General features: G+C 72.4%; 19 protein-coding genes. 8 read left to right on the top strand and 11 right to left on the bottom strand.

Annotation, left to right across the window (positions count from 1 at the left end):
- Positions 1 to 27 precede the first annotated feature (27 nt).
- Complete coding sequence (locus CG723_RS05170; protein ID WP_100592032.1) at positions 28 to 1,479, bottom strand: RNB domain-containing ribonuclease; 1,452 nt, start codon at positions 1,477 to 1,479, stop codon at positions 28 to 30.
- A 304-nt stretch (positions 1,480 to 1,783) separates the two neighbouring features.
- Here CG723_RS05170 and yaaA point away from each other — a divergent pair, with 304 nt between their 5' ends.
- Both yaaA and eda read left to right on the top strand, forming a co-directional pair.
- The gene (gene yaaA / locus CG723_RS05165) at positions 1,784 to 2,590 is read left to right on the top strand and encodes a peroxide stress protein YaaA (protein WP_100592031.1); all 807 of its coding nucleotides are present in this window, start codon (positions 1,784 to 1,786) and stop codon (positions 2,588 to 2,590) included.
- 75 nt (positions 2,591 to 2,665) lie between these two features.
- Positions 2,666 to 3,286 (top strand): bifunctional 4-hydroxy-2-oxoglutarate aldolase/2-dehydro-3-deoxy-phosphogluconate aldolase, encoded by a 621-nt coding sequence (gene eda, locus CG723_RS05160; protein ID WP_100592030.1) that lies wholly within the window; start codon positions 2,666 to 2,668, stop codon positions 3,284 to 3,286.
- 24 nt (positions 3,287 to 3,310) lie between these two features.
- Here the strand turns inward: eda and CG723_RS05155 are convergent, their stop codons facing one another.
- The 4 genes from CG723_RS05155 to CG723_RS05140 form a co-directional block, all read right to left on the bottom strand.
- Positions 3,311 to 4,549: a bifunctional RNase H/acid phosphatase gene (locus CG723_RS05155; protein WP_100592029.1), complete on the bottom strand. Its 1,239-nt coding sequence runs from the start codon at positions 4,547 to 4,549 to the stop codon at positions 3,311 to 3,313.
- Positions 4,550 to 4,560: 11 nt separating this feature from the next.
- Positions 4,561 to 5,304: a zinc ribbon domain-containing protein gene (locus CG723_RS05150; RefSeq protein WP_199841688.1), complete on the bottom strand. Its 744-nt coding sequence runs from the start codon at positions 5,302 to 5,304 to the stop codon at positions 4,561 to 4,563.
- Positions 5,301 to 6,158 carry a Nif3-like dinuclear metal center hexameric protein gene (locus tag CG723_RS05145; RefSeq protein WP_100592027.1) on the bottom strand — a complete coding sequence of 286 codons (858 nt, stop codon included), beginning with the start codon at positions 6,156 to 6,158 and terminating at the stop codon, positions 5,301 to 5,303. The genes CG723_RS05150 and CG723_RS05145 overlap by 4 nt, the downstream gene beginning before the upstream one ends.
- Before the next feature lie 129 nt (positions 6,159 to 6,287).
- On the bottom strand, positions 6,288 to 7,349 hold the full coding sequence (locus tag CG723_RS05140) for an ABC transporter substrate-binding protein (protein WP_100592026.1): 1,062 nt from the start codon (positions 7,347 to 7,349) through the stop codon (positions 6,288 to 6,290).
- Positions 7,350 to 7,567: 218 nt separating this feature from the next.
- On the opposite strand from CG723_RS05140, the gene CG723_RS05135 reads away from it, so the two are divergent.
- A complete protein-coding gene (locus CG723_RS05135; RefSeq protein ID WP_234374154.1) occupies positions 7,568 to 9,196 on the top strand; it encodes a hypothetical protein in 1,629 nt (542 codons plus the stop codon).
- A gap of 46 nt (positions 9,197 to 9,242) precedes the next feature.
- On the top strand, positions 9,243 to 9,401 hold the full coding sequence (locus CG723_RS46055) for a hypothetical protein (RefSeq protein ID WP_159032388.1): 159 nt from the start codon (positions 9,243 to 9,245) through the stop codon (positions 9,399 to 9,401).
- A gap of 55 nt (positions 9,402 to 9,456) precedes the next feature.
- Here the strand turns inward: CG723_RS46055 and CG723_RS05130 are convergent, their stop codons facing one another.
- From CG723_RS05130 to CG723_RS05120, 3 genes are read right to left on the bottom strand one after another with little or no spacing between them, the layout of a single operon-like run.
- Positions 9,457 to 10,407 carry a 3-oxoacyl-ACP reductase gene (locus CG723_RS05130; protein ID WP_100592025.1) on the bottom strand — a complete coding sequence of 317 codons (951 nt, stop codon included), beginning with the start codon at positions 10,405 to 10,407 and terminating at the stop codon, positions 9,457 to 9,459.
- A 19-nt stretch (positions 10,408 to 10,426) separates the two neighbouring features.
- Positions 10,427 to 11,503, bottom strand: coding sequence for a Zn-dependent alcohol dehydrogenase (locus CG723_RS05125; RefSeq protein WP_100592024.1), 1,077 nt, complete (start codon positions 11,501 to 11,503; stop codon positions 10,427 to 10,429).
- A gap of 36 nt (positions 11,504 to 11,539) precedes the next feature.
- Positions 11,540 to 12,394: a MaoC/PaaZ C-terminal domain-containing protein gene (locus CG723_RS05120; RefSeq protein ID WP_100592023.1), complete on the bottom strand. Its 855-nt coding sequence runs from the start codon at positions 12,392 to 12,394 to the stop codon at positions 11,540 to 11,542.
- A 297-nt stretch (positions 12,395 to 12,691) separates the two neighbouring features.
- On the opposite strand from CG723_RS05120, the gene CG723_RS05115 reads away from it, so the two are divergent.
- Genes CG723_RS05115 through CG723_RS05100 form a run of 4 tightly spaced genes read left to right on the top strand, consistent with a single transcriptional unit; the run spans position 12,692 to position 16,383 of the window.
- Positions 12,692 to 13,699 carry an ABC transporter ATP-binding protein gene (locus tag CG723_RS05115; protein WP_100592022.1) on the top strand — a complete coding sequence of 336 codons (1,008 nt, stop codon included), beginning with the start codon at positions 12,692 to 12,694 and terminating at the stop codon, positions 13,697 to 13,699.
- Positions 13,696 to 14,412 carry an ABC transporter permease gene (locus tag CG723_RS05110; protein WP_100592021.1) on the top strand — a complete coding sequence of 239 codons (717 nt, stop codon included), beginning with the start codon at positions 13,696 to 13,698 and terminating at the stop codon, positions 14,410 to 14,412. The genes CG723_RS05115 and CG723_RS05110 overlap by 4 nt, the downstream gene beginning before the upstream one ends.
- A gap of 18 nt (positions 14,413 to 14,430) precedes the next feature.
- Positions 14,431 to 15,711 (top strand): sensor histidine kinase, encoded by a 1,281-nt coding sequence (locus CG723_RS05105; protein WP_100592020.1) that lies wholly within the window; start codon positions 14,431 to 14,433, stop codon positions 15,709 to 15,711.
- Between the two features lie 39 nt (positions 15,712 to 15,750).
- Positions 15,751 to 16,383, top strand: coding sequence for a response regulator transcription factor (locus tag CG723_RS05100; RefSeq protein WP_100592569.1), 633 nt, complete (start codon positions 15,751 to 15,753; stop codon positions 16,381 to 16,383).
- A gap of 15 nt (positions 16,384 to 16,398) precedes the next feature.
- On the opposite strand, the gene CG723_RS05095 is transcribed toward CG723_RS05100, so the two are convergent.
- The 3 genes from CG723_RS05095 to CG723_RS05085 form a co-directional block, all read right to left on the bottom strand.
- Positions 16,399 to 17,838, bottom strand: a complete 1,440-nt coding sequence (locus CG723_RS05095; RefSeq protein ID WP_100592019.1) for an MFS transporter — start codon at positions 17,836 to 17,838, stop codon at positions 16,399 to 16,401.
- 75 nt (positions 17,839 to 17,913) lie between these two features.
- On the bottom strand, positions 17,914 to 19,107 hold the full coding sequence (locus CG723_RS05090) for a lipid-transfer protein (protein WP_100592018.1): 1,194 nt from the start codon (positions 19,105 to 19,107) through the stop codon (positions 17,914 to 17,916).
- A 96-nt stretch (positions 19,108 to 19,203) separates the two neighbouring features.
- Positions 19,204 to 20,385 (bottom strand): acyl-CoA dehydrogenase family protein, encoded by a 1,182-nt coding sequence (locus CG723_RS05085; RefSeq protein ID WP_100592017.1) that lies wholly within the window; start codon positions 20,383 to 20,385, stop codon positions 19,204 to 19,206.
- Positions 20,386 to 20,387: the final 2 nt, after the last annotated feature.

The raw sequence follows: 20,387 nt of genomic DNA, 5'->3' as shown, positions 1-20,387 counted from the left end.
GTGGCACATGAGCACGGGAGAAGGGGCCTACGCGGGAGCGAACTGAACCTTCGCCGCCCCGGGGTCGGCCTGCGTCAGCCGCACCCGCAGCCGCTCCCCCAGCGGCAGCGGAGCCGTACCGCCCTCGATGCGGGCGACGACCGCGGGATCGGTCAACTGAACGGTCCCGACGGCCGGTTCGTGGTCCTTCACGTCGACGACGCACGCCTCGAAGATGTCGCCGATCCGGTCCTTGAGGAGCGCCGCCTCGACGATGTCGACGCAGCCGCGCTCGACGGCGTTGGCCCGGCGCGTGCCCTCCGCCATCTCCTTCGGCAGGCCGGGCAGTGCGGCGAGCACCCACTCCGGGGGCGGGGTGCCCGCGCAGGCGGCCAGGCACAGTTCCAAGGCGTAGCGGTCGGCGAGGCGGCGCAGCGGGGCCGTGCAGTGGGCGTAGGGCGCGGCGACGGCTGCGTGGACGGTGAGGTCGGGGAGCGTGCCGCCGCTGAACACGGTGTAGCCGGCACCGCGCAGGAGCGTCGTGCACTCCTGGAGGAAGGCCGCGTGGTGCGGCTTCTTCGGGTCGAGCGAACGGACGAGCTGGGCGTACGGGACGTGGTGCGGCCAGTCGATGTGCAGGGCGCGGGCCGTGCGGCGCAGCCGGCCGACGGCGCCATCGGGGGCGGCGGGCAGGGTGCGCAGGATGCCGGTGCCCGCGGCGAGCATGAGGTCGGCGGCGGCCATGCCGGTGAGCAGGGAGATCTGGGCGTTCCAGCCGTCGGCGGGCAGGGGGGCGCGGTAGCCGAGCTCGTAGCGGCCGTCGCGTTCGGTGATCTCCTGTTCCGGGACGTTGAGGGAGATGCCGCCGCGCTCGGTCTCGAGCTGTTCGCGCAGGAGCCCGATGTCCCGCAGGAGCGCTACGGGTTCCTCGGCGGTGCCGTCGTCGACGGCCTTCTGCACGCCCTCGTAGTCGAACTTCGCGCGGCTGCGGACGGTGGCGCGGGCCACGTCGGTGGCGACGGTGCGCCCCTCGGCGTCGAGGTCGAGCGTCCACAGGACGGCGGGGCAGGTCTGGCCGGGGAGCAGGCTGGCGGCGCCCTCGCTGAGCACGGTGGGGTGCAGGGGGACCTTCTCGTCGGGGAAGTAGAGCGTGGTGACGCGGCGGTGGGCCTCGGTGTCGAGGGGGCCGCCGGGCGTGACGTACGCGGCGACGTCGGCGATGGCGTAGCGGACCCGGTAGCCGCCGCCGTCGCGGCGCGAGAGGTGCATCGCCTGGTCGAGGTCGACGGAGGTCGGCGGGTCGATCGTGAAGAAGGGGACGTCGGTGGCGTCCCTGCCGGCCGGTGCCGGCGGGTGCGGGGCCGCCGCGGCCCGCTCCGCCTCCGCGAGGGCGTCGGCCGGGAAGGCCCCGGGGACGTCCAGGGTCGTACGCAGTTCACACAGCGCGGCACGCAGCGGAGCCTCGGCTGCGCCGGTCACACGGAGATGACGGCGGGGCATGCACCGAGCGTAGGACGGGGCGGGGGTGTCGGCACCCTGTGACCGCGGTGCGCCGGAACCGCGGCACCTCATGGACGCGGCGCCCCGTGATCCGCGGCACCCGTGATCCGCGGCACCCGTGATCCGCGGCACCCGTGCTCTCCGGCACCCCACGTTCCCCGGCATCCCACAACCGCGGGCACCCCATGACCTAGGCACCCCATGATCCGCCGCGCCCCGCGTTCCCCGGCACCCCCTTCCCTTCCGTACGCTTTCGATGGGGCCGCACCCCCCGATCCGCAACACTGTCCCGAGGAGTCCGATCGTGCTCGTGCTGCTGCCGCCGTCCGAAGGCAAGGCCCCGTCGGGGCGCGGCGCCCCGTTGAAGCCTGAGTCGTTGTCCCTGCCGGGGCTCGCCGGGGCGCGGCAGGCCGTGTTCGACGAGCTCGTCGAGCTGTGTGCCGCCGACGAGGACAAGGCGCGCGAGGTGCTCGGCCTCAGCGAGGGGCTGCGCGGCGAGATCGCGAAGAACGTGGAGCTGCGCACCGCGGGCGCGCGGCCCGCCGGTGAGATCTACACGGGTGTCCTCTACGACGCGCTCGGTCTCGCCACCCTGGACGCGGCGGCGAAGCGCCGGGCGACGCGTTCGCTGCTGGTCTTCTCCGGGCTGTGGGGCGCGGTGCGGGTGAGTGACCGGATCCCTTCGTACCGCTGCTCGATGGGCGTGAAGCTGCCGGGGCTCGGGGCGCTCGGCGCACACTGGCGCAAGCCGATGGCCGAGGTGCTTCCCGAGGCGGCCGGGGACGGGCTCGTGCTCGACCTGAGGTCGTCCGCGTACACGAGTGCGTGGAAGCCGAAGGGGGAGGTCGCGGGGCGTACCGCGACGGTGCGGGTGCTGCATGCGCAGACGGATCCGGTGACCGGCGTGGAAAAGCGTTCGGTCGTGTCGCACTTCAACAAGGCGACGAAGGGCCGGATCGTGCGCACGCTCCTGGAGACCGGCACCACGCCCGCGGGCCCGGCCGAGCTGGTCGAGGCGCTGCGGGATCTCGGCCATGTGGTGGAGGCGCAGGCGCCCGCGAAGGCGGGGACGGCGTGGGCCATCGACGTCGTGGTGACCCAGATCCACTGAGCACCAACCCTCAGCGCATTGCAGCATGCGCAACGCCCTTTGCGCATGCTGCACACCGCGGGGCAGGATGGCCCCATGACTGATTCCTCCGTGCTCGATCTCGCCCCTGTCGTACCCGTCGTCGTCGTGGAGGACATCGCCGACGCCGTGCCGCTCGCGCGGGCGCTCGTCGCGGGCGGCCTACGGGCGATCGAGGTGACGCTGCGGACGCCGGCCGCGCTCGACGCGATCCGCGCCGTCGCGGACGAGGTGCCGGACGCCGTCGTCGGCGCGGGCACGGTCATCTCGCCGCAGAACGTCGCCGACTCCGTCGCGGCCGGAGCGCGCTTCCTGGTCAGCCCCGGCTGGACGGACACGCTGCTCGACGCGATGAAGAAGTCCGGCGTGCCGTTCCTGCCGGGCGTCTCCACGACGTCGGAGGTCGTGGCGCTCCTGGAGCGCGGGGTGAGCGAGATGAAGTTCTTCCCCGCACAGGCCGCGGGCGGTGTGCCGTATCTGAAGTCGCTGGCCGGTCCGCTGCCGCAGGCGCGGTTCTGCCCGACCGGCGGTGTCTCCCTCAGCTCGGCGCCCTCGTACCTGGCACTCGAGAACGTCGGCTGTGTGGGCGGCAGTTGGATGCTTCCCGCGGACGCGGTGGCGGCGAAGGACTGGGCGCGGATCGAGACGCTGGCCCGCGAAGCGGCCGGCCTCAGGTGACGCGGACCTCAGGCAGCGCGGACGTCAGCGCAGGTGCGCCGTCTCGTTGAGCAGGCGCACGCTCGCGTTGCCGTCCCCGTAGTACGCGACCGCCGACAGCGACGCCGCCGAGAGTTCCATCCGGAACAGTGACTCCGGCGGCGCGCCGAGCGCGAGCCGTACGAACGTCTTGATCGGCGTGACGTGCGTGACCAGGAGGACCGTGCGGCCCGCGTACCGCTCGACGAGCCGGTCCCGCGTCGCGGCGACCCGACGGGCGACCGCCGCGAAGCTCTCGCCGCCGCCGGTCGGTTCGGCCTTCGACGAGGCCAGCCAGGCGTTCATGTCCTCCGGGTAGCGCTCGCGGACCTCCCCGAAGGTCAGCCCTTCCCACGCCCCGAAGTCCGTCTCGCGCAGGCCCTCTTCGATGTGGACGTCGAGCCCGAGGCGGGCCGCGACGGTCCGCGCCGTCTCCTGGCACCGCTTGAGCGGCGACGAGACGATCGCCTGGACGGTGCCGCGCGCGGCGAGCGCGGCGGCGACCCGCTCGGCCTGCGAGCGCCCGGCCGCCGACAGTTCGGGGTCACTGCCGCCGGATCCGGAGAACCGCTTCTCGGGCGTGAGCGCGGTCTCGCCGTGCCGCAGGAGTACGAAGGTGGCGGGTGCCCCGAGATCGGGCGCCGCCGACCAGCCCTGGGACGCGGTGCCCGCCACGTTCCCCGCGGCCCGCGCGTCCGCGGTGCCCCGCGTCCCCGCCAGCGCGGCCCGGGCCTTGGCTGCCCCGGCCGCCGCGTCTCCGGGCGGAGCCCCCCGGTCCGCCTGGGGACGCGGCGTATCGAGTTCGGCGGTCGAGCGCGAGGCCTCCCACTGCTTGCCCCGCTTGCCCGCGTCCATCGCCTCGTTGGCGAGCCGGTCCGCGTGCTTGTTCCGCTCGCGCGGGATCCACTCGTACGTCACCTGCGACGCCGGCAGCACGGTGGCCGCCTCCGCCGCGAGGGGCCGCATGTCGGGGTGCTTGATCTTCCAGCGGCCCGACATCTGCTCGACGACGAGCTTGGAGTCCATCCGGACGTGCACCGACGCCTGCGGGTCGAGGGCGTGCGCGGCACGCAGGCCGGCGACGAGCCCCCGGTACTCGGCGACGTTGTTCGTGGCGATGCCGATGTACTCGGCGGTCTCCGCCAGGGTCTCCCCCGTCGCCGCGTCGATGACGACCGAGCCGTAGCCCGCGGGCCCCGGGTTGCCCCGGGAACCGCCGTCGGCCTCGACGATGAACTCCCGCACCACGAAGGCTCCTACAGGCCGGACTCGGACGTGCGCACCAGGATCCGGTGGCAGTTCTCGCAGCGCACCACGGAGTCGGGCGCCGCGGCCCGCACCTCGTTCAGCTCGGTGATGTTCAGCTCCAGCTGGCAGCCCTCGCAGCGGCGCTGGTAGAGGCGGGCCGCACCGACGCCGCCCTCTTTGACGCGCAGCTTGTCGTAGAGCTTCAGCAGGTCGTCGGGGACGGAGCCGGCGACGATCCCGCGCTCCTTCGTGGCCGTGGCCGTCTCGCCGTCGAACTCCTCGAAGGCGGCGTCGCGGCGGGCCGTCGCGTCGTCGATCTTGCCCTGGACGGAGGCGACCCGGCCGGTCAGCTCCTCGAAGCGCTCCTGCGCGGACTCGCGGCGCTCCATGACCTCGAGGACGACGTCCTCCAGGTCGCCCTGGCGCTTGGCGAGCGAGGCGATCTCGCGCTGGAGGTTCTCCAGGTCCTTGGGGGACGTGACGGCGCCGGAGTCCAGGCGCTGCTGGTCACGGGCGGCGCGCTGGCGGACCTGGTCGACGTCCTGCTCGGCCTTGGTCTGCTCGCGGGCGCAGTCACTCTCCTCCGTCTGCGCGGCGACGTGCAGGTCGCGCAGCTGCGTGAGGTCCTTGTTCAGCGACTCGATCTCGGCGTGCTCGGGCAGCGACTTGCGCTTGTGCGCGAGCTGCGACAGTCGTACGTCCAGGGCCTGGACGTCGAGAAGTCGGATCTGGTCGGCGGGCGCGGCGTTCAGTTGGGGGCTCCAGTTGGGATCGGTGTGGCGTTGGACGCCGCGTGGGCGGTCCAGGGATCGGTGACCGTCTTCGAGACGTGGACGCGAAGTCCCCATCCGTAGCGGTCGGAGAGCTCGTCGAGCTGGGCGGCCGCCAGCTCGCACCAGGGCTGCTCGGTGGCCCAGTGGGCGGCGTCGAGGAGCGCGAGGGGGCTCTGCTCACGTGCCTCGGACGCGGGGTGGTGGCGCAGGTCCGCGGTGAGGAACGCGTCGACGCCCGCGGCGCGCACGTCGGCGAAGAGGCTGTCGCCGGAGCCGCCGCTGACGGCGATCGTGCGGATCGTCGCGTCGAGGTCGCCCGAGACGCGGATGCCCTGCGCGGTGGCGGGCAGCCGGTCGGCGGCCAGGCCCACGAGTTCGCGCAGGGTGACGGGGTGTTCGAGTTCGCAGATCCGGCCGAGTCCGCGGCGGCCCGCGGGGTCGGTCGGGTCCGGTACGAGGGGGCCGGTGACGCGGAGGTCGAGGGCGCCCGCGAGCGCGTCGGAGACGCCCGGGTCGGCACGGTCGGCGTTGGTGTGCGCGACGTGCAGAGCGACATCGTTCTTGATCAGCGTGTGGACGACGCGGCCCTTGAAGGTGGTGGCGGCGACGGTCGTCGTGCCGCGCAGATAGAGCGGGTGGTGCGTGACCAGCAGGTCCGCGCCCAGCTTCACCGCCTCGTCGACGGTCTCCTGGACGGGGTCCACGGCGAACAGGACCCGGGAGACCTCCGCGTCGGGGTCGCCGGCGACGGTGCCGACCGCGTCCCACGACTCGGCCCGCTCGGGGGGCCACAGCTTCTCGAGCGCGGCGATGACTTCAGACAGACGGGGCACGGTGAAAGGCTACCTTCCCTCCATGCCCCGTCGGCCCTGGCGCACATTCGGCTGCGGCCGGGGGCGGTACGGGCTCACGTACCGCTACCGGCCACGGACAGTCGGCTACTTGGCGTGGTGCACGGCGGACTACTTGACGAGGTATCCGCGCAGGTCGCCGAGGACCTGGTTCGCGGCCGTGACGCCGAGCCCCAGGTACCAGGTCTCGTCCGGGACGTCCTTGGCCTGTCCGCTCTGCACGGCGCCGAGCTTCTTCCACAGCGGGTTGCCCTCGGCGGTGGCGCGGTCGGTCTTCTTCGCGTCGCCGTAGACACCGGTGAAGATCCAGTCGGCGTCGGCCTGGTCGATCTTCTCCGGGCTGACCTCGGTGGCGAGGTCCACGACCTGCTGGTTCTTGGGGCGCGGGATGCCGGCGTCGTCGAGGATCGTGCCGATGAAGGACGCCTTCGCGTAGAGGCGGATCATGCCGGGCATGTAGCGCAGCATCGTGACGGTGGGCTTCTTCTCGCCGATGTCCTCGCCGAGCTTCTCCGCCTTCTTCTCGTACGCGGCGAGGTTCGCCTTGGCCTCGGCGGTCTTGTCGAGGGCCGACGCGTTGAGGAGGTAGTTCTCCTTCCACGTGAAGCCGGGGCGGATGGAGAAGACCGTCGGGGCGATCTTGGAGAGCTGCGGGTAGAGCTTGGCGGCGCGCAGCTCGCTGCCGAGGATCAGGTCGGGGTGGAGATTGGCGATCGCCTCCAGGTTGAGGGAGTTGATCGTGCCGACGTCCTTGGGGGTGCCCGCCGCCTTCTTCAGGTAGGAGGGGACGCCGTCGTCGCCCTCGGTGGGGGCGTAGCCGACGGGCTTGACGCCGAGAGACGCGACGTTGTCGAGCTCGCCGACGTCGAGGACGACGACCCGCTTGGGCTGCGCCTTGAGCTCGGTCTTGCCCATGGCGTGCTCGATGGTGCGCGGGAACTGACCGGCCTTGGCGGTCGTGCCCATCTTCGCGGTCTGCGAGGCCGCCTTGGCGAAGTCCTCGCCGCCCTGGGCGACGGCCTTGGAGCCGCTGCCGTTGTCGGACTTGCCGGAGCCGGCGGAGGAGCCGGAGTCCGAGTTGCCCGACCCGCAGGCCGCGAGCGACAGGGCGGCGGCCACGGCGAGGGCTACGGCGACGGTGCCGCGGGTGCGAGGGCTTGATCGCAGGGCCATGGGTGTTCCAGCTCCGAACTTTCGTGGCGTCACGCCGCCTAAATATGGTTAGGCAAACCTAACATCAGGCACTTCCGGACGTGCCAGCACATCCGACCCACCCCTTTCAGGCAGATACGGACATGGCCACCCTTTGGTGTGAAGCCTGAGCCGCGAGTGCCACGGCAGCGCGTGCGAAAACTAGCTTCGGCTCGGACGAACCGGAGGTGAGTGATCCCATGACGGCCTTGGCGATCGAGCCCACGACGGACCCGGGGAGCGGACCGGGCCCGGCGCGCGGACCGGCCCCGGACAGCGGACACGATCCGGAGAACGGACAGGACCCGGACCCGGAGCCGGGCGCAGCCCCGGACCGGGAGCCCGGGCGGGCACCGCAGCGCGAGCGCGCCTCGGAGTATGGGCGTGCGCCGGACAGCGGGCCCGCCCCGGAGTACGGAGATCCGCCGGAGAACCGGCCCGCCCCGGAGTACGAAGACCCGTCGGAGAACCGGCACACCCCGGAATTCGGGCAAGCCCAGAACGCCGGTCCCCGACAGGACGGCACCCCAGGACCGGAGCACGGGCGGGCCCCGGACGCCAGCCCGGAATCGGCGACCGCGCAACCTGCGACCCCTCGCCCAGAACCGGCGAACACCCAACCCCCGACCCCCCACCCAGGACCGGCGAACACCCAACCCCCGGACAGCGCCCCGCGCCCCGCGAGCGCCCCCGACCCCGCTCCTGCCACTCCCCGCCCCGCCTGTGTCATCACGGCCGACGGGGCCTACGCCGCGCGGCTCGCGTGTGACGGTGCGTCCTGGTTTCCCGAGCGGTGGACGCTGGACGGGCCCGAGCCGTACGCGGTGCCGTTGCCGGGGAATCAGCCGGAGGAGCCCGGGACCGAGGTCGTGCCGATGGGCGACGGGCGCGTGCTCATCCGGCGCGTGGTGGACGGCCGGCACTCCTTCTCCCTGCTGTATCCGACGGGTCCGCGAACGGGCGAGGTGCCTCTCGGGGCCGTGAGCGGTGGAAAGTTGACGCTGCTTCCGCCGGCGCCGGGCGGCAGATGCGCGTACGCCATCGCCGTCGGCGAGCGGTCGACGGGTGTGTGGATGGTCGCGGGCGGGGCGTTCGGGCCCGAGTTCGTGGCCGAGGTCCCGGGGCACTGTTCGGGCGGGGTGTGGCTGGACCGCGCGGGCCGGATGCTGGCCCTGGACCGGTCCCTCGACGGGGGTCCCGTCAAGACGGTCGCGGTGGACCTGGGGCGGGGCGGCGAGGTCACGCCGCTGCTCCAGATCGCGCAGTCCAGCGCGGACCGCCTGGTGCTCGCCGATCCGGACAGTGGACTGCTCCTGATCCGTTCGGACGCGCCGTCGCCGGGCCGAGAACGCCTGGGTTGGGGCGTGCTGGGCTCGACGCTGCCGGTTCGCTTCCCGGAGTGCCTGCGTCTGGCCGACTGCATGGTGACGCCCTTCGCGATCCAGCCGGGTCAGACGCTGATGCCGGAGAGCTGTGCGGTGGCGCTGCGGATCGACGGCGCCGCGGGCACCTGGCTGGGCCTGTGGCGGCCCGCCGAGCGCCAGATGCATCACCTCGCGGCTCCGCAGGGCTGGTTGGCGGGCTCGGGCTCCTGGACACGTGACGGTGAGCTGCAACTCCCGTACGCCACCGAGTCGGTGCCCTGCGGGATCGCGCGCACGTCGGTGCCGGAACCCGTAGAGGGGGTAGCGGATGTGGGGGAACAGGTTCCGCGGACGGCCCCCGAGCCGCCCGCGGCGGCCCGTCCCGTCCCTCTGCAGCAGGCTCCTCTAGCCGGTCTCATGCGACGCGCGCCGGCCGCCGGGACACAGGCGGCACCCGCCGGTTAGACTCGCCCGGCTGTTTGAAGGATCTTGTTACGGGGTGAGTTGTTCGATGGCCGAGATGATGAACGCGGAGATGACCACGACGGAGTCCAGGGAGGCGGCGGACAGGTCCGCCGGTCCCGGCCGGCACCGTGGTGGAGTGTCCTCGCGGGACGAGAACGCGGCGCCGCACGGCCGGCACCGCAAGGTGCAGTCCGAACAGGGCTGAACGGCATGACGGAGGGGCCCGGAACCGTATGGTTCCGGGCCCCTTCGCCATGGGGTCAGGCGTGTTTGAGGCCGAGCACCTCGGCCGCGGCGAATGTCTCGTTCGGCGGCCGGTCCGCGTAGTGCGGGGTGAGCAGCGCGTCCAGCTCCTCGTAACTGAACGCGTCCTTCTCTGTGTCGAACTTGGCGGAGACCTTGGGGCGTTCGACGACGGCGACCATGCCGCCGTGCACGACGAGCAGCTGGCCGTTGACGTTCCCGGCGGCCGGGGACGCGAGGTAGCCGACGAGCGGGGCCACGTGTTCGGGGGCCAGCGGGTCGAGCTCGCCGGCGCCGGGCTCCGCGAAGCCCGCGAAGACGTCCTCGGTCATACGGGTGCGGGCGCGGGGGCAGATGACGTTGGCGGTGACGCCGTACTTGCCGAGGGCGAGGGCCGAGGAGGTCGTCAGGCCGACGATGCCGCCCTTGGCCGCGGCGTAGTTCGGCTGTCCGGCCGAGCCGGCGAGGAACGCCTCGGACGAGGTGTTGACGATGCGGCCGTAGACCGGCGCGCCCGCCGCCTTGGAGCGTGCGCGCCAGTGGACGGACGCGAAGTGGCTCGTGTTGAAGTGGCCCTTGAGGTGGACGCGGATGACCGAGTCCCACTCGTCCTCGCTCATCGAGAAGATCATGCGGTCGCGCAGGATGCCCGCGTTGTTGACGAGGATGTCGAGTTTTCCGTACGTGTCGACGGCCAACTGGACGAGAGCGCGGGCCTGTTCGTGGTCGGCGACGTCGCCGAGGTGGGAGACGGCCTGCCCGCCCGCGGCCCGGATCTCGGCGGCGACCTCCTCGGCCGGGGTGGCGTCGGCGCCGCCGGAGCCGTCGCGGCCCGGCTGTCCGAAGTCGTTCACGACGACGCTCGCGCCGAGCCGGGCGAGTTCGAGCGCCTCCGCCCGGCCGAGGCCGCGGCCCGCGCCGGTGACGATCGCGGACAGGCCCTGAAGCGGCAGTGACTCTGATGCCATCGGGGATCGGGGTCCTCTCTCAGATCTCGATGCAGGTGCGCAGCGCGGTGCCCGTCCGCATCTGGTCGAGGGCTTCGTTGATCTCGGCGAGCTGCACGCGGTGCGTGATGAGGCTCTCCAGGTCGATGCGGCCGGCCCGCCAGAGGGCGATGGCCCGCTCGTAGGAGGTCAGGACGTCGCCGCCGCCGTACATGGACGGCAGGATCTTCTTCTCGTCGAAGAACAGCTCGAACATGTTGAGCTGCAGGAAGTCGTCGAGGGCGCCCGCGCCGACGACGCACAGGGTGCCGCCGCGCCGCGTCGTCTCGTAGGCGGTACGGGCCGTGGCGGACTTGCCGACGACCTCGAAGACGTAGTCGAAGCCCTCGCCCGCGGTGATGCGCTGCTTGGCGTCCCCGAGGGCGTCGGGTGCGACGGCCTCGGTGGCGCCGAACTTGAGGGCGGCCTCGCGGCGCGACTCGACGGGGTCCACGGCGACGATCTGCGCGGCGCCCTTGAGCCGGGCGCCCTGGATCGCGGAGATGCCGACGCCGCCGCAGCCGATGACGGCGACGGACGAACCGGCGGCCACGTCCGCGGTGTTGATGGCGGCGCCGAGCCCGGTGGTGACGCCGCAGCCGATGAGGGCCGCGATGTCGAAGGGCACGTCGTCGGGGATGGGTACGGCGCAGCCCGCGTCGACGACGACCTCCTCGGTGAAGGTGCCGGTGCCCGCGAAGCCGAAGACATCTCCGCCGGGACGCTTGAAGTTGGGGGTGCCCGCGTTCATGAACCCGGCGAGGCAGAGCTGGGTCTGGCCGCGTTTGCACGCCGGACAGGCGCCGCAGGCCGGGAGCCAGCACACCAGGACGCGGTCGCCGGGCTTGACGTTCGTGACTCCGTCGCCGACGTCGAGGATCTCGCCCGCGCCCTCGTGGCCGGGGATGAAGGGGGCGGGCTGCGGCAGCACGCCGTTCATCGCGGACACGTCGGAGTGGCACAGGCCCGTGGCCCTGACCCGGATCCTCACCTTGCCGGGCCCGAAGCCCACCGCCTCGACGTCGTCGAGTACCTCGAGTTTGTCCTGGCCTATCTCGTGCAGTACGGCTGCGCGCATGGCGTGCGGCTCCTCTCCCGAAGGGTCCCGATGGGGTCAGGCGTGTTCGACGATGGTGTCGGCGAGTACGGGCGCCTCGTCCCGCTCGACGGCGGTGACCGTGACCTGGATCCGGCCCTCGGAGCGCCACATCCTGATCCGCAGCGTCTCGCCCGGGAAGACGACCCCGGTGAACCGCGTCGCGTAGGACCGCACGCGGGACACGTCGCCGTCGAGGAGCGTGTCGACGACGGCCTTGAGCGTCATGCCGTACGAGCACAGGCCGTGCAGGATGGGCCGGTCGAAGCCGGCGAGCTTGGCGAACTCCGGGTCGGCGTGCAGGGGGTTCCAGTCCCCGGAGAGCCGGTACAGGAGTGCCTGGTCCTCGCGGACGGGGCGGTCGACGGTGCGGTCGGGTTCGCCGGTGGGCGCCTCGACGCGGGCAGACGGTCCGCGGTCGCCGCCGAAGCCGCCCTCTCCGCGGACGAAGATCTGCGCGTCGCTGGTCCACAGTGGGCCGTCCGCATCGGCGACCTCGGTGCGCAGGACGAGGATGGCGGCCTTGCCCTTGTCGTAGACGGCGGCGACGCGTGAGGTGGAGGTCGCGCTGCCCTTCACGGGGATGGGGCGGTGCAGTTCGACGCTCTGGCCGCCGTGCAGGACGTGGGCGAGGTTGACCTCGATGCCGGGGGCCGCAAGGCCGCCGACGACGCCCATTCCGGCGCCTGCGACGGTGGCGAAGCTGGGCAGGACGTGCAGCCGGGACTCGAGGGTGTAGCGCAGCTCGTCGGGGTCGGTGGCGGGGGTGCCCGCGCCGAGGCCGAGGTGGTAGAGCTGGATGTCCTTGTGGTCCCAGGTGATCTCGGCGGACCGGGGTTCGGCGGCTACGGCCTTGGCGGCGTCGATCGGCATCAGACTCAAGACTCCTTGTGCGGGGAAGACCTCGGTGCGGCCGTCCGCACCGTCGGTCGCACCGAGGTCGTTGCTGGGCCGGAGGAACTCTGGTGGAGCGCCACGCGCCCGTTCTAGAACGCGTTCCAGTCCGGCGATCCCATGTATAGCCAAGACCACGACAGTTGGGAAGACTCCTGACGCCATGTCAGATTCGGTCGGCGGGCGGCCGGGCCGGACGGCCGTGACATTTGTACTGCCCGGCTCCGTACAACCGGCATCTGCCGCGCCCGGCCCCCGGCCCGTAGCGTCCTTGCCATGACGATGACAGACGGGACACCGGTGGCCGTGTCCTTCACGGGGGCGGTCAAGACATTCGGCGCGGTGCGCGCCGTCGACGGGGTCGATCTGGAGATCCGGCGCGGCGAGACCGTCGCCCTGCTCGGCCGCAACGGCGCGGGCAAGTCCTCCACGATCGCCCTCCTGCTGGGCCTCGACACCCCGGACGAGGGCACGGTCTCGCTCTTCGGCACCACACCCGAGGAGGCGGTGCGCGCCGGGCAGGTCGGTGCGATGCTCCAGGAGGGCCGCGCGGTCCCCCGGGTCACGGTCCGCGAGCTGGTCGCCTTCGTGGCGGGCCGCTACCCGGCGCCTATGCCCGTCGCCGACGCGCTCGCGCTGGCCGGCATCGAGGAGCTCGCGCAGCGGCGCGTCGACAAGCTGTCCGGCGGCCAGACCCAGCGGGTGCGGTTCGCCGTGGCCCTGGCCGGGAATCCGGCCCTGCTCGTGCTCGACGAGCCGACGGCCGCCCTCGACGTGGAGGCGCGGCACGCGTTCTGGGCGTCGATGCGGGCCTACGCGCGGCGCGGCCACACGGTGCTCTTCTCCACGCACTACCTGGAGGAGGCCGACGCGCACGCCGACCGCATCGTGGTCATCGACCACGGCAAGGTCGTCGCGGTCGGCTCCGGCGAGGAGCTGAAGCGAGCCGCGGGCGGCAGCCTCGTCTCGTTCGACCTGGCCGGGCGCGGCACGGAGGGCCTGTCGCTGCTGCCGGGCGTGACGGCCGTGGAGGTTCGGGGGGACCGGGCCAGGCTGCGTACGGACGACTCGGACGCGACGGTGATCGCGCTGGCCGGACTGAACGCGATCCGGGGTCTTGAGGTCGCCCCGGCCTCGCTCGACGACGCGTTCATGGCACTGACGAGCGGTTCGGACGGCCGTTCGGGCAGCGGTACCGACAGCGGTTCGGACAGCGGTTCGGACAGCGGTTCGGACAACCGTCCCGGCAGCGGTTCCGACACGGATCTGGAGACGGTTCGATGATCGACTACATCAGGCTCGAAGTGCGCAGGACCCTGCGCGACACCATGTTCGTGATCTTCGGTGTCGGGATGCCGGTGCTGATGTACCTGCTGTTCACCAACCTCGGTGAGAACGACCCCGAGTGGAGGACGGTCTCCATGGTCGGCATGGCCGCCTACGGCGCGGTGGGCTCGGCCCTCAACACCGGCGGCGGGGTCGCCGAGGACAAGACGATCGGATGGCTGCGGCAGCTGCGGGTCACCCCGATGACGCCGCGCCAGGTGGTGGCGGGCCGGGCCCTGACGGGGTCGGTGACGGTGCTGCCGTCGATCGCGGCGGTGCTCCTCGCGGGCGGCCTGGTCAACGGGGTGCGGCTGGACGTGTGGCAGTGGGCCGTCATCGCCCTGCTGCTGTGGCTCGGCTCGATCCCCTTCACCCTGCTCGGACTCGGCAACGGCTACCGGCTGACCGCGCAGACCACGGGTGTCGCGAACATGGTGTGCAACCTGGGACTCTCCGTACTCGGCGGCCTGTGGTTCCCGATCGCGCTCTTCCCCGGGTGGCTGCAGTCCGTGTCGTCGTACACGCCGACGAACCGGTTCGCGCAGCTCGGCACGGCCGTCGCCGACGGTCACGCGCCGTCCGCCGCCGCTGTCGCGGTGCTCGTCGCCTGGCTGCTGGCCTTCGGTTCGTACGCTGTGGTGTCGTACCGCAGGGCCGCGCGGACCGTCTGAACGGGGAGCTGGGGAACCATGTCCTGGAAGCACCGAGTCACCTGCGCGATGTTCGAGTTGCGGGACGCCCGCCTGGAGTGGAAGGCGGACCGGGACGTCTGGAAGGCGGAGTGGCGGGCCCGGGACAAGGACGCGAAGAACAGCGGGGCGCCGGAGGGCGGGCCCATGGGTCCGCCGCCGAACGGATTCGCGCTGCTGCCCTGGCTCCTGATGGGGCTCGGCGCCTTCTCGAACCTCCTCCAGGGCAAGACGGCCAACCCCTGGATCGGCGGCATCGGCCTGTTCGTCTTCAACAGCCTGTACATCTCGATCGTGTTCCAGGCCTTCGACAAGAGGCGGCGCGAGGCCCGCTACACGCTCCTGGCGCTGATCGCGATGGGCCTGCTCACCTGCGGGCTCGCGATCACCTACGGCGGCAGCTGGCTGATGTTCTTCCCGCTGCTCGGCCTGGCGACGGGCGCGGTCGTGCGGGGCCGCCGCCTCGGCCAGGTCGCCCTCGGCCTGAGCGCGCTCGCCGGGACCATCGGCGGTCTCAAGGAGGGCTGGGACGCGCTCAACATCGCGTACGGCACGTTCCTGTCCACGATGGTGACCGCCGCGATCCTCTCCCTGGCCGAGGCGGTACGTGAACTGCGCTCCGCCCGCGAGGAGTTGGCGCACCGCGCGGTGGAGCAGGAGCGGCTGCGGTTCTCCCGCGACCTGCACGACCTGCTCGGGCACACGCTCTCCGTGATCGTGGTGAAGTCGGAGGCGGCCCGCCGGCTCGCGCACCGCGACCTCGACGCGGCGCTCACGCAGGTGTCGGACATCGAGTCCGTCGGCCGGCAGGCGCTGACCGAGATCCGCGAGGCCGTCACCGGCTACCGCGAGGGCAGTCTCACCACCGAGCTCGACCGGGCCCGCTCGGCGCTCACGGCGGCCGGGATCGAGCCCGTCGTGCGCCAGTCGGGCCCGCCGCTCGCCGCGCAGACGGAGGCGCTGCTCGGCTGGGTGGTGCGGGAGGCGGTCACGAACGCGGTGCGCCACAGCGGGGCTGCCCGCTGCGAGATCTCCGTCGACGGCACCCCGGAGCGCGTGCGGCTCAGGGTCCACGACAACGGGCGCGGCGCCGCCGCCGAGCCGCCGCAGCCGGGCATCGGCGGCACGGGCCTGCGGGGCCTGACCGAGCGGCTCGGCGCGGCGGGCGGCTCCCTGGAGGCGGGCCCGGCCGCGCGCGGCTTCACGGTGACGGCGGAACTCCCGGCCCTGCCGGGCGAAGCGGAGCCGGACGCGATGCTGGAGCCCGAACGCGCAGGGTGACAGCGCTCACGAGCGCTCTACCCTGGGCCCGTGAACGAGATGCCCCGGGATCACCGGCCCGCGAAGTCCGTACGAGTACTCCTCGCCGAGGACCAGGGCATGATGCGGGGCGCTCTCGCGCTGCTGCTCGGTCTTGAGGAGGACATCGAGGTCGTCGCGCAGGTCGCGACGGGTGACGCGATCGTCGACAGGGCGCTGGAGACGCGGCCCGACGTGGCGCTCCTCGACATCGAACTGCCGGGCCGCAGCGGCCTGGACGCGGCGGCGGACCTGCGTGAGGAGTGCCCGGACTGCCGGGTCCTGATCCTGACGACGTTCGGCAGGCCGGGCTATCTGCGCCGGGCGATGGAGGCGGGCGCGGCCGGATTCCTGGTCAAGGACGGTCCGGTGGAAGACCTCGCGGAGGCGGTCCGGCGGGTCCTGCGCGGCGAGACGGTCATCGACCCGGCGCTCGCGGCGGCCGCGCTGAGCGCGGGCCCGAACCCGCTGACGGCCCGCGAGTGCGACGTCCTGAAGGCGTCGGTGGACGGTGCGACGGTCTCCGACATCGCGGGCAAGCTGCATCTGTCGGAGTCGACGGTGCGCAACTATCTCTCCTCGGCCATCGGCAAGACAGGGACCCGTAACCGCATGGAGGCGCTGCGGGAGGCGCGCCAGCAGGGGTGGCTGTGACGGCCTCCGGCGCACTCAACTCGCGGGCTGCCGGGCTTCCTTCGCGCGCGGCATCCACGTCACCAGCAGGACCACCGCCACCAGGAGGATGCCCGCACCCCACCGGAACGCGGCCGCGTACCCGTCGGTGAGGTCCTCGGGCCCGGTTCCCCCGGCGGAGTGGCCGGCCGCCACGGTGGAGAGGATCGCGAGGCCGAGCGAACCGCCCAGCGTCCGCGAGGTGTTGACGAGTCCGGACACCAGACCGGCGTCCCCGGGCGCGGCGCCCGAGGTGGCGAGCGAGGCCAGGGGCGTCATCGCGAGTCCGGCGCCCGCCATCATCACCATGCCCGGCAGCATGATCCCGGTGACGTAACCGCCGTGCGGGCCCATCGTCGACTGCCAGGTGAACCCGGCGGCCGTGATGAGGACGCCGGACACGGCGACGGCCCGGGCTCCGGCGCGGCGCATCAGGCGCGGGGCGATCTTGGATCCGGCGACGACGGCGAGCGAGCTGGGCACGAGGGCGAGGCCGGCCTCGATCGGGGTGTAGCCGAGGACGTTCTGCGCGTACAGGGTCATGAAGAACCACATCGCGAAGCTGCCCATGCCGCACACGAACATCGCCGCGTTGGCCGCCGCGACCGCACGGACCCGGAACAGGCCGAGCGGCATCAGCGGGAGCCGCGTGCGTGCCTCGACGGCGAGGAACGTCACGATCAGCGCCAGGGCGACGCCGAGCGGCACCAGGGTCGCGGCGGCGCCCCAGCCCTCGGCCTCGGTCTGCACGACCCCGTACGCGAGGGTCGCGGTGCCCGCCGTGACGAGGACAGCGCCCGGCAGGTCGAGGCGCCGCTCGCCGCCGGCCTTCGACTCCTGGATCCAGCGGGCGGCGGCCGTGAGCACCAGGGCGCCCAGGGGGACGTTGATCAGCAGCACCCAGCGCCAGTCGAGGCCCTCGGTGAGCACGCCGCCGACGAGGCCGCCGGCCGCCCCGCCGCCCGCCCCGACGGCGGTCCAGGTCGCGATGGCCCGGGCGCGGGCGGCGCCCTCCGGGACGGCGGACGTCAGGATGGTGAGCGTCGACGGGGCGAGGACCGCGGCGCCGAGTCCCTGGACGGCGCGGGCCGCGAGCAGCTGCCAGCCCTCCTGCGCGAGGCCGCCCGCGAGGGAGGCGAGCGTGAAGAGCCCGAGCCCCACGAGGAACATCCGCTTGCGCCCGAACAGGTCGCCGGCCCGCCCGCCCAGCAGCATGAACCCGGCGAACGCGATCGAGTAGGCGTTGACCACCCATTGCAGCCCGGTGGCGCTGAGCCCCAGGTCCGCGCGCATGGACGGCAGGGCGACGTTGACGACGGAGACGTCGAGGACGACGAGGAACTGTCCGGCGCAGGCGGCCGCCACGATGAGCCAGGTGGGCGGCGCGGCCTTGCGGGATATCGCGATGTCGGCAGGGGCTTCAAGCATGAGTGTCATGGTCTCAGCCCGCTGTCGGTCAGTACATCAGGATTTCGGCGCACCCGGTCCTGGTCCCCTGGGACTACGACGGGACTAGGACCTGCGCAGCATGGTCACGACGGCGGCGCCGCCCAGTCCGATGTTGTGGGCGAGGCCGACGCGGGCGTCCGCGACCTGGCGCGCGCCGGCCTCGCCCCTCAGCTGCCAGGTCAGTTCGGCCGCCTGCGCGATGCCGGTCGCGCCGAGCGGGTGGCCCTTGGAGATCAGGCCGCCGGAGGGGTTCACGACCCAGCGTCCGCCGTACGTCGTCGCACCCTCCTCGACGAGCTTGCCGGAGGCGCCCGGAGCGCACATGCCGAGCGCCTCGTAGGTGAGCAGTTCGTTGACGGAGAAGCAGTCGTGCAGCTCGATCACGTCGACGTCCTCGATGCCGAGCCCGGAGTCCTCGTAGACGCGGGTGGCGGCGGCGCGCGACATGGGCTGGCCGACGACGTCGATGCAGGAGCCGGAGGCGAAGGACTCCCCCGTGTCGGTCGTCATGGCCTGCGCGGCGATCTCCACGGCCTTGTCGCCCAGGTCGTGGAGTTCGACGAACCGCTCCGACACGACGACGGCCGCCGCCGCGCCGTCCGAGGTGGGGGAGCACTGGAGCTTGGTGAGCGGCGCGTGGATGGTCTTCGCGGCGAGGATCTCGTCGACGGTGTACGGGTCCTGGAACTGGGCGTACGGGTTGTTCACGGAGTGCCGGTGGTTCTTGGCCCCGACGGCGGCGAGCTGGGCCTCGGTCGTGCCGTACCTCTCCATGTGCTCGCGGGCCGCGTCGCCGAAGATCTGGGCGGTGGGCGGGGACATCTCGAAGCCGTGCTTCGCGGCCATGATGCCGTAGTGCCTGGCTACGGGTGACGTCTTGAAGTCGCCGCCGTCTGCTCCCCCGCCGAGCGCGCCGCGCTGCATCTTCTCGAAGCCGAGCGCCAGCACGCAGTCGTTGAGGCCGCCCTCGACGAACTGGCGGGCGAGCATCAGCGCGCTCGAACCCGTCGCGCAGTTGTTGTTGACGTTGTAGACGGGGATGCCGGTCAGGCCGAGTTCGTAGACCGCGCGCTGCCCGGCGGTCGAGGCCTGGAAGCAGTAGCCGACGGGGACCTGCTCCACGTCCTCGTAAGAGATTCCGGCGTCGTCGAGGGCCTTGGTCCCGGCCTCTTTCGCCATGTCCCAGTACTGCCAGTCGCGGCTCTCGGGCTTCTCGAACCTGGTCATCCCGACGCCGACTATGTACGCCTTGCCCATGGAAACGGCCTCCTGCCAGTATCTGACGAGTCGTCAGATACTGGCAGGAGCGGGCCGCCGAGGGAAGGGCTTCCCCGGCTTCCGGGACGGCGGGGCCTAACGGAAGGCCGCGTGACCCGTGAGCGCCTGGCCGAGCGCCAGTGTGTGCATCTCCGTCGTGCCCTCGTAAGTGAGCACGGACTCAAGGTTGTTGGCGTGGCGGATCACCGGGTACTCCAGCGAGATGCCGTTGGCGCCGAGGATCGTGCGGGCGGTGCGGCAGATCTCGATGGCCTCGCGGACGTTGTTCAGCTTGCCGAAGCTGATCTGCGCCGGGTGGACACCGGCGGGCGAGTCCTTCAGGTCGGCCAGGCGCAGCGCCGTCAGCGTCGCCTTGTGGAGCTCGAGCGCCATGTCGACGAGCTTCTGCTGCGTGAGCTGGAACGCGGCGATCGGCTTGCCGAACTGCTCGCGCTGGCCCGCGTAGTCGGCGGCCGCCTGCCAGGCCGAGCGCGCGGCGCCGGTGACGCCCCACACGATGCCGTAGCGCGCCTCGTTCAGGCAGGTCAGCGGCGCGCCCACGCCACGCGCCTCAGGGAGCCGGGCGGACGCGGGCAGGCGTACGCCGTCGAGGACCAGCTCGCTGGTCACGCTCGCCCGCAGCGACATCTTGTGCTTGATCAGCGGCGCCGAGAAGCCGGGGGTGTCGGTGGGCACGACGAAGCCGCGCACCCCGTCCTCGGTCTGCGCCCACACGACGGCGACGGCCGCGACCGAGCCGTTCGTGATCCACATCTTGCGGCCGTCGAGGATCCAGTCGTCGCCGTCACGCCGGGCGCGCGTCGTCATGGACGACGGGTCGGAGCCGTGGTCGGGTTCGGTCAGGCCGAAGCAGCCGATGGCCTCGCCCTCCGCCATGCGCGGCAGCCACTCCTGCTTCTGCTCCTCGGAGCCGAAGCGGTGGATCGCGAACATGGCCAGGGACCCCTGCACGGACACGAAGGAGCGCAGGCCCGAGTCCGTCGCCTCCAGTTCGCGGCACGCGATGCCGTAGGCGCGGGCCGACATGCCGGCGCACCCGTAGCCCTCCAGGTGCATGCCGAGCAGGCCCATCTTGCCGAATTCACGGGCAAGTTCGGGCAGGTTCGGCAGCTCGCCGGACTCGAACCACTCGGCGATGTGCGGCTCGACCTTGTCGTCGAGGTACTGGCGGACCGTGTCGCGCACGGCCCGCTCCTCGTCGGTCAGGAGCGCTTCGAGGTTCAGCGGGTCGACGGGGTCGAGGGCGGCGAACGGCATGA

It is taken from the genome of Streptomyces sp. CB01635, assembly GCF_002803065.1.
GTDB lineage: Bacteria > Actinomycetota > Actinomycetes > Streptomycetales > Streptomycetaceae > Streptomyces.
Note: the sequence above shows the minus strand (reverse complement) of the source record. Positions and strands in the feature narration are given on the sequence as shown.

Bases quoted from the DNA above. Each gene is read 5' to 3' on its own strand.
- CG723_RS05170 (WP_100592032.1), bottom strand. From the start codon at position 1,479: ATGCCCCGCCGTCATCTCCGTGTGACCGGCGCAGCCGAGGCTCCGCTG.
- eda (WP_100592030.1), top strand. From the start codon at position 2,666: ATGACTGATTCCTCCGTGCTCGATCTCGCCCCTGTCGTACCCGTCGTC.
- CG723_RS05140 (WP_100592026.1), bottom strand. From the start codon at position 7,349: ATGGCCCTGCGATCAAGCCCTCGCACCCGCGGCACCGTCGCCGTAGCC.
- CG723_RS05135 (WP_234374154.1), top strand. From the start codon at position 7,568: ATGACGGCCTTGGCGATCGAGCCCACGACGGACCCGGGGAGCGGACCG.
- CG723_RS46055 (WP_159032388.1), top strand. From the start codon at position 9,243: ATGGCCGAGATGATGAACGCGGAGATGACCACGACGGAGTCCAGGGAG.
- CG723_RS05130 (WP_100592025.1), bottom strand. From the start codon at position 10,407: ATGGCATCAGAGTCACTGCCGCTTCAGGGCCTGTCCGCGATCGTCACC.
- CG723_RS05125 (WP_100592024.1), bottom strand. From the start codon at position 11,503: ATGCGCGCAGCCGTACTGCACGAGATAGGCCAGGACAAACTCGAGGTA.
- CG723_RS05120 (WP_100592023.1), bottom strand. From the start codon at position 12,394: ATGCCGATCGACGCCGCCAAGGCCGTAGCCGCCGAACCCCGGTCCGCC.
- CG723_RS05115 (WP_100592022.1), top strand. From the start codon at position 12,692: ATGACGATGACAGACGGGACACCGGTGGCCGTGTCCTTCACGGGGGCG.
- CG723_RS05110 (WP_100592021.1), top strand. From the start codon at position 13,696: ATGATCGACTACATCAGGCTCGAAGTGCGCAGGACCCTGCGCGACACC.
- CG723_RS05105 (WP_100592020.1), top strand. From the start codon at position 14,431: ATGTCCTGGAAGCACCGAGTCACCTGCGCGATGTTCGAGTTGCGGGAC.
- CG723_RS05100 (WP_100592569.1), top strand. From the start codon at position 15,751: ATGCCCCGGGATCACCGGCCCGCGAAGTCCGTACGAGTACTCCTCGCC.
- CG723_RS05095 (WP_100592019.1), bottom strand. From the start codon at position 17,838: ATGACACTCATGCTTGAAGCCCCTGCCGACATCGCGATATCCCGCAAG.
- CG723_RS05090 (WP_100592018.1), bottom strand. From the start codon at position 19,107: ATGGGCAAGGCGTACATAGTCGGCGTCGGGATGACCAGGTTCGAGAAG.
- CG723_RS05085 (WP_100592017.1), bottom strand. From the start codon at position 20,385: ATGCCGTTCGCCGCCCTCGACCCCGTCGACCCGCTGAACCTCGAAGCG.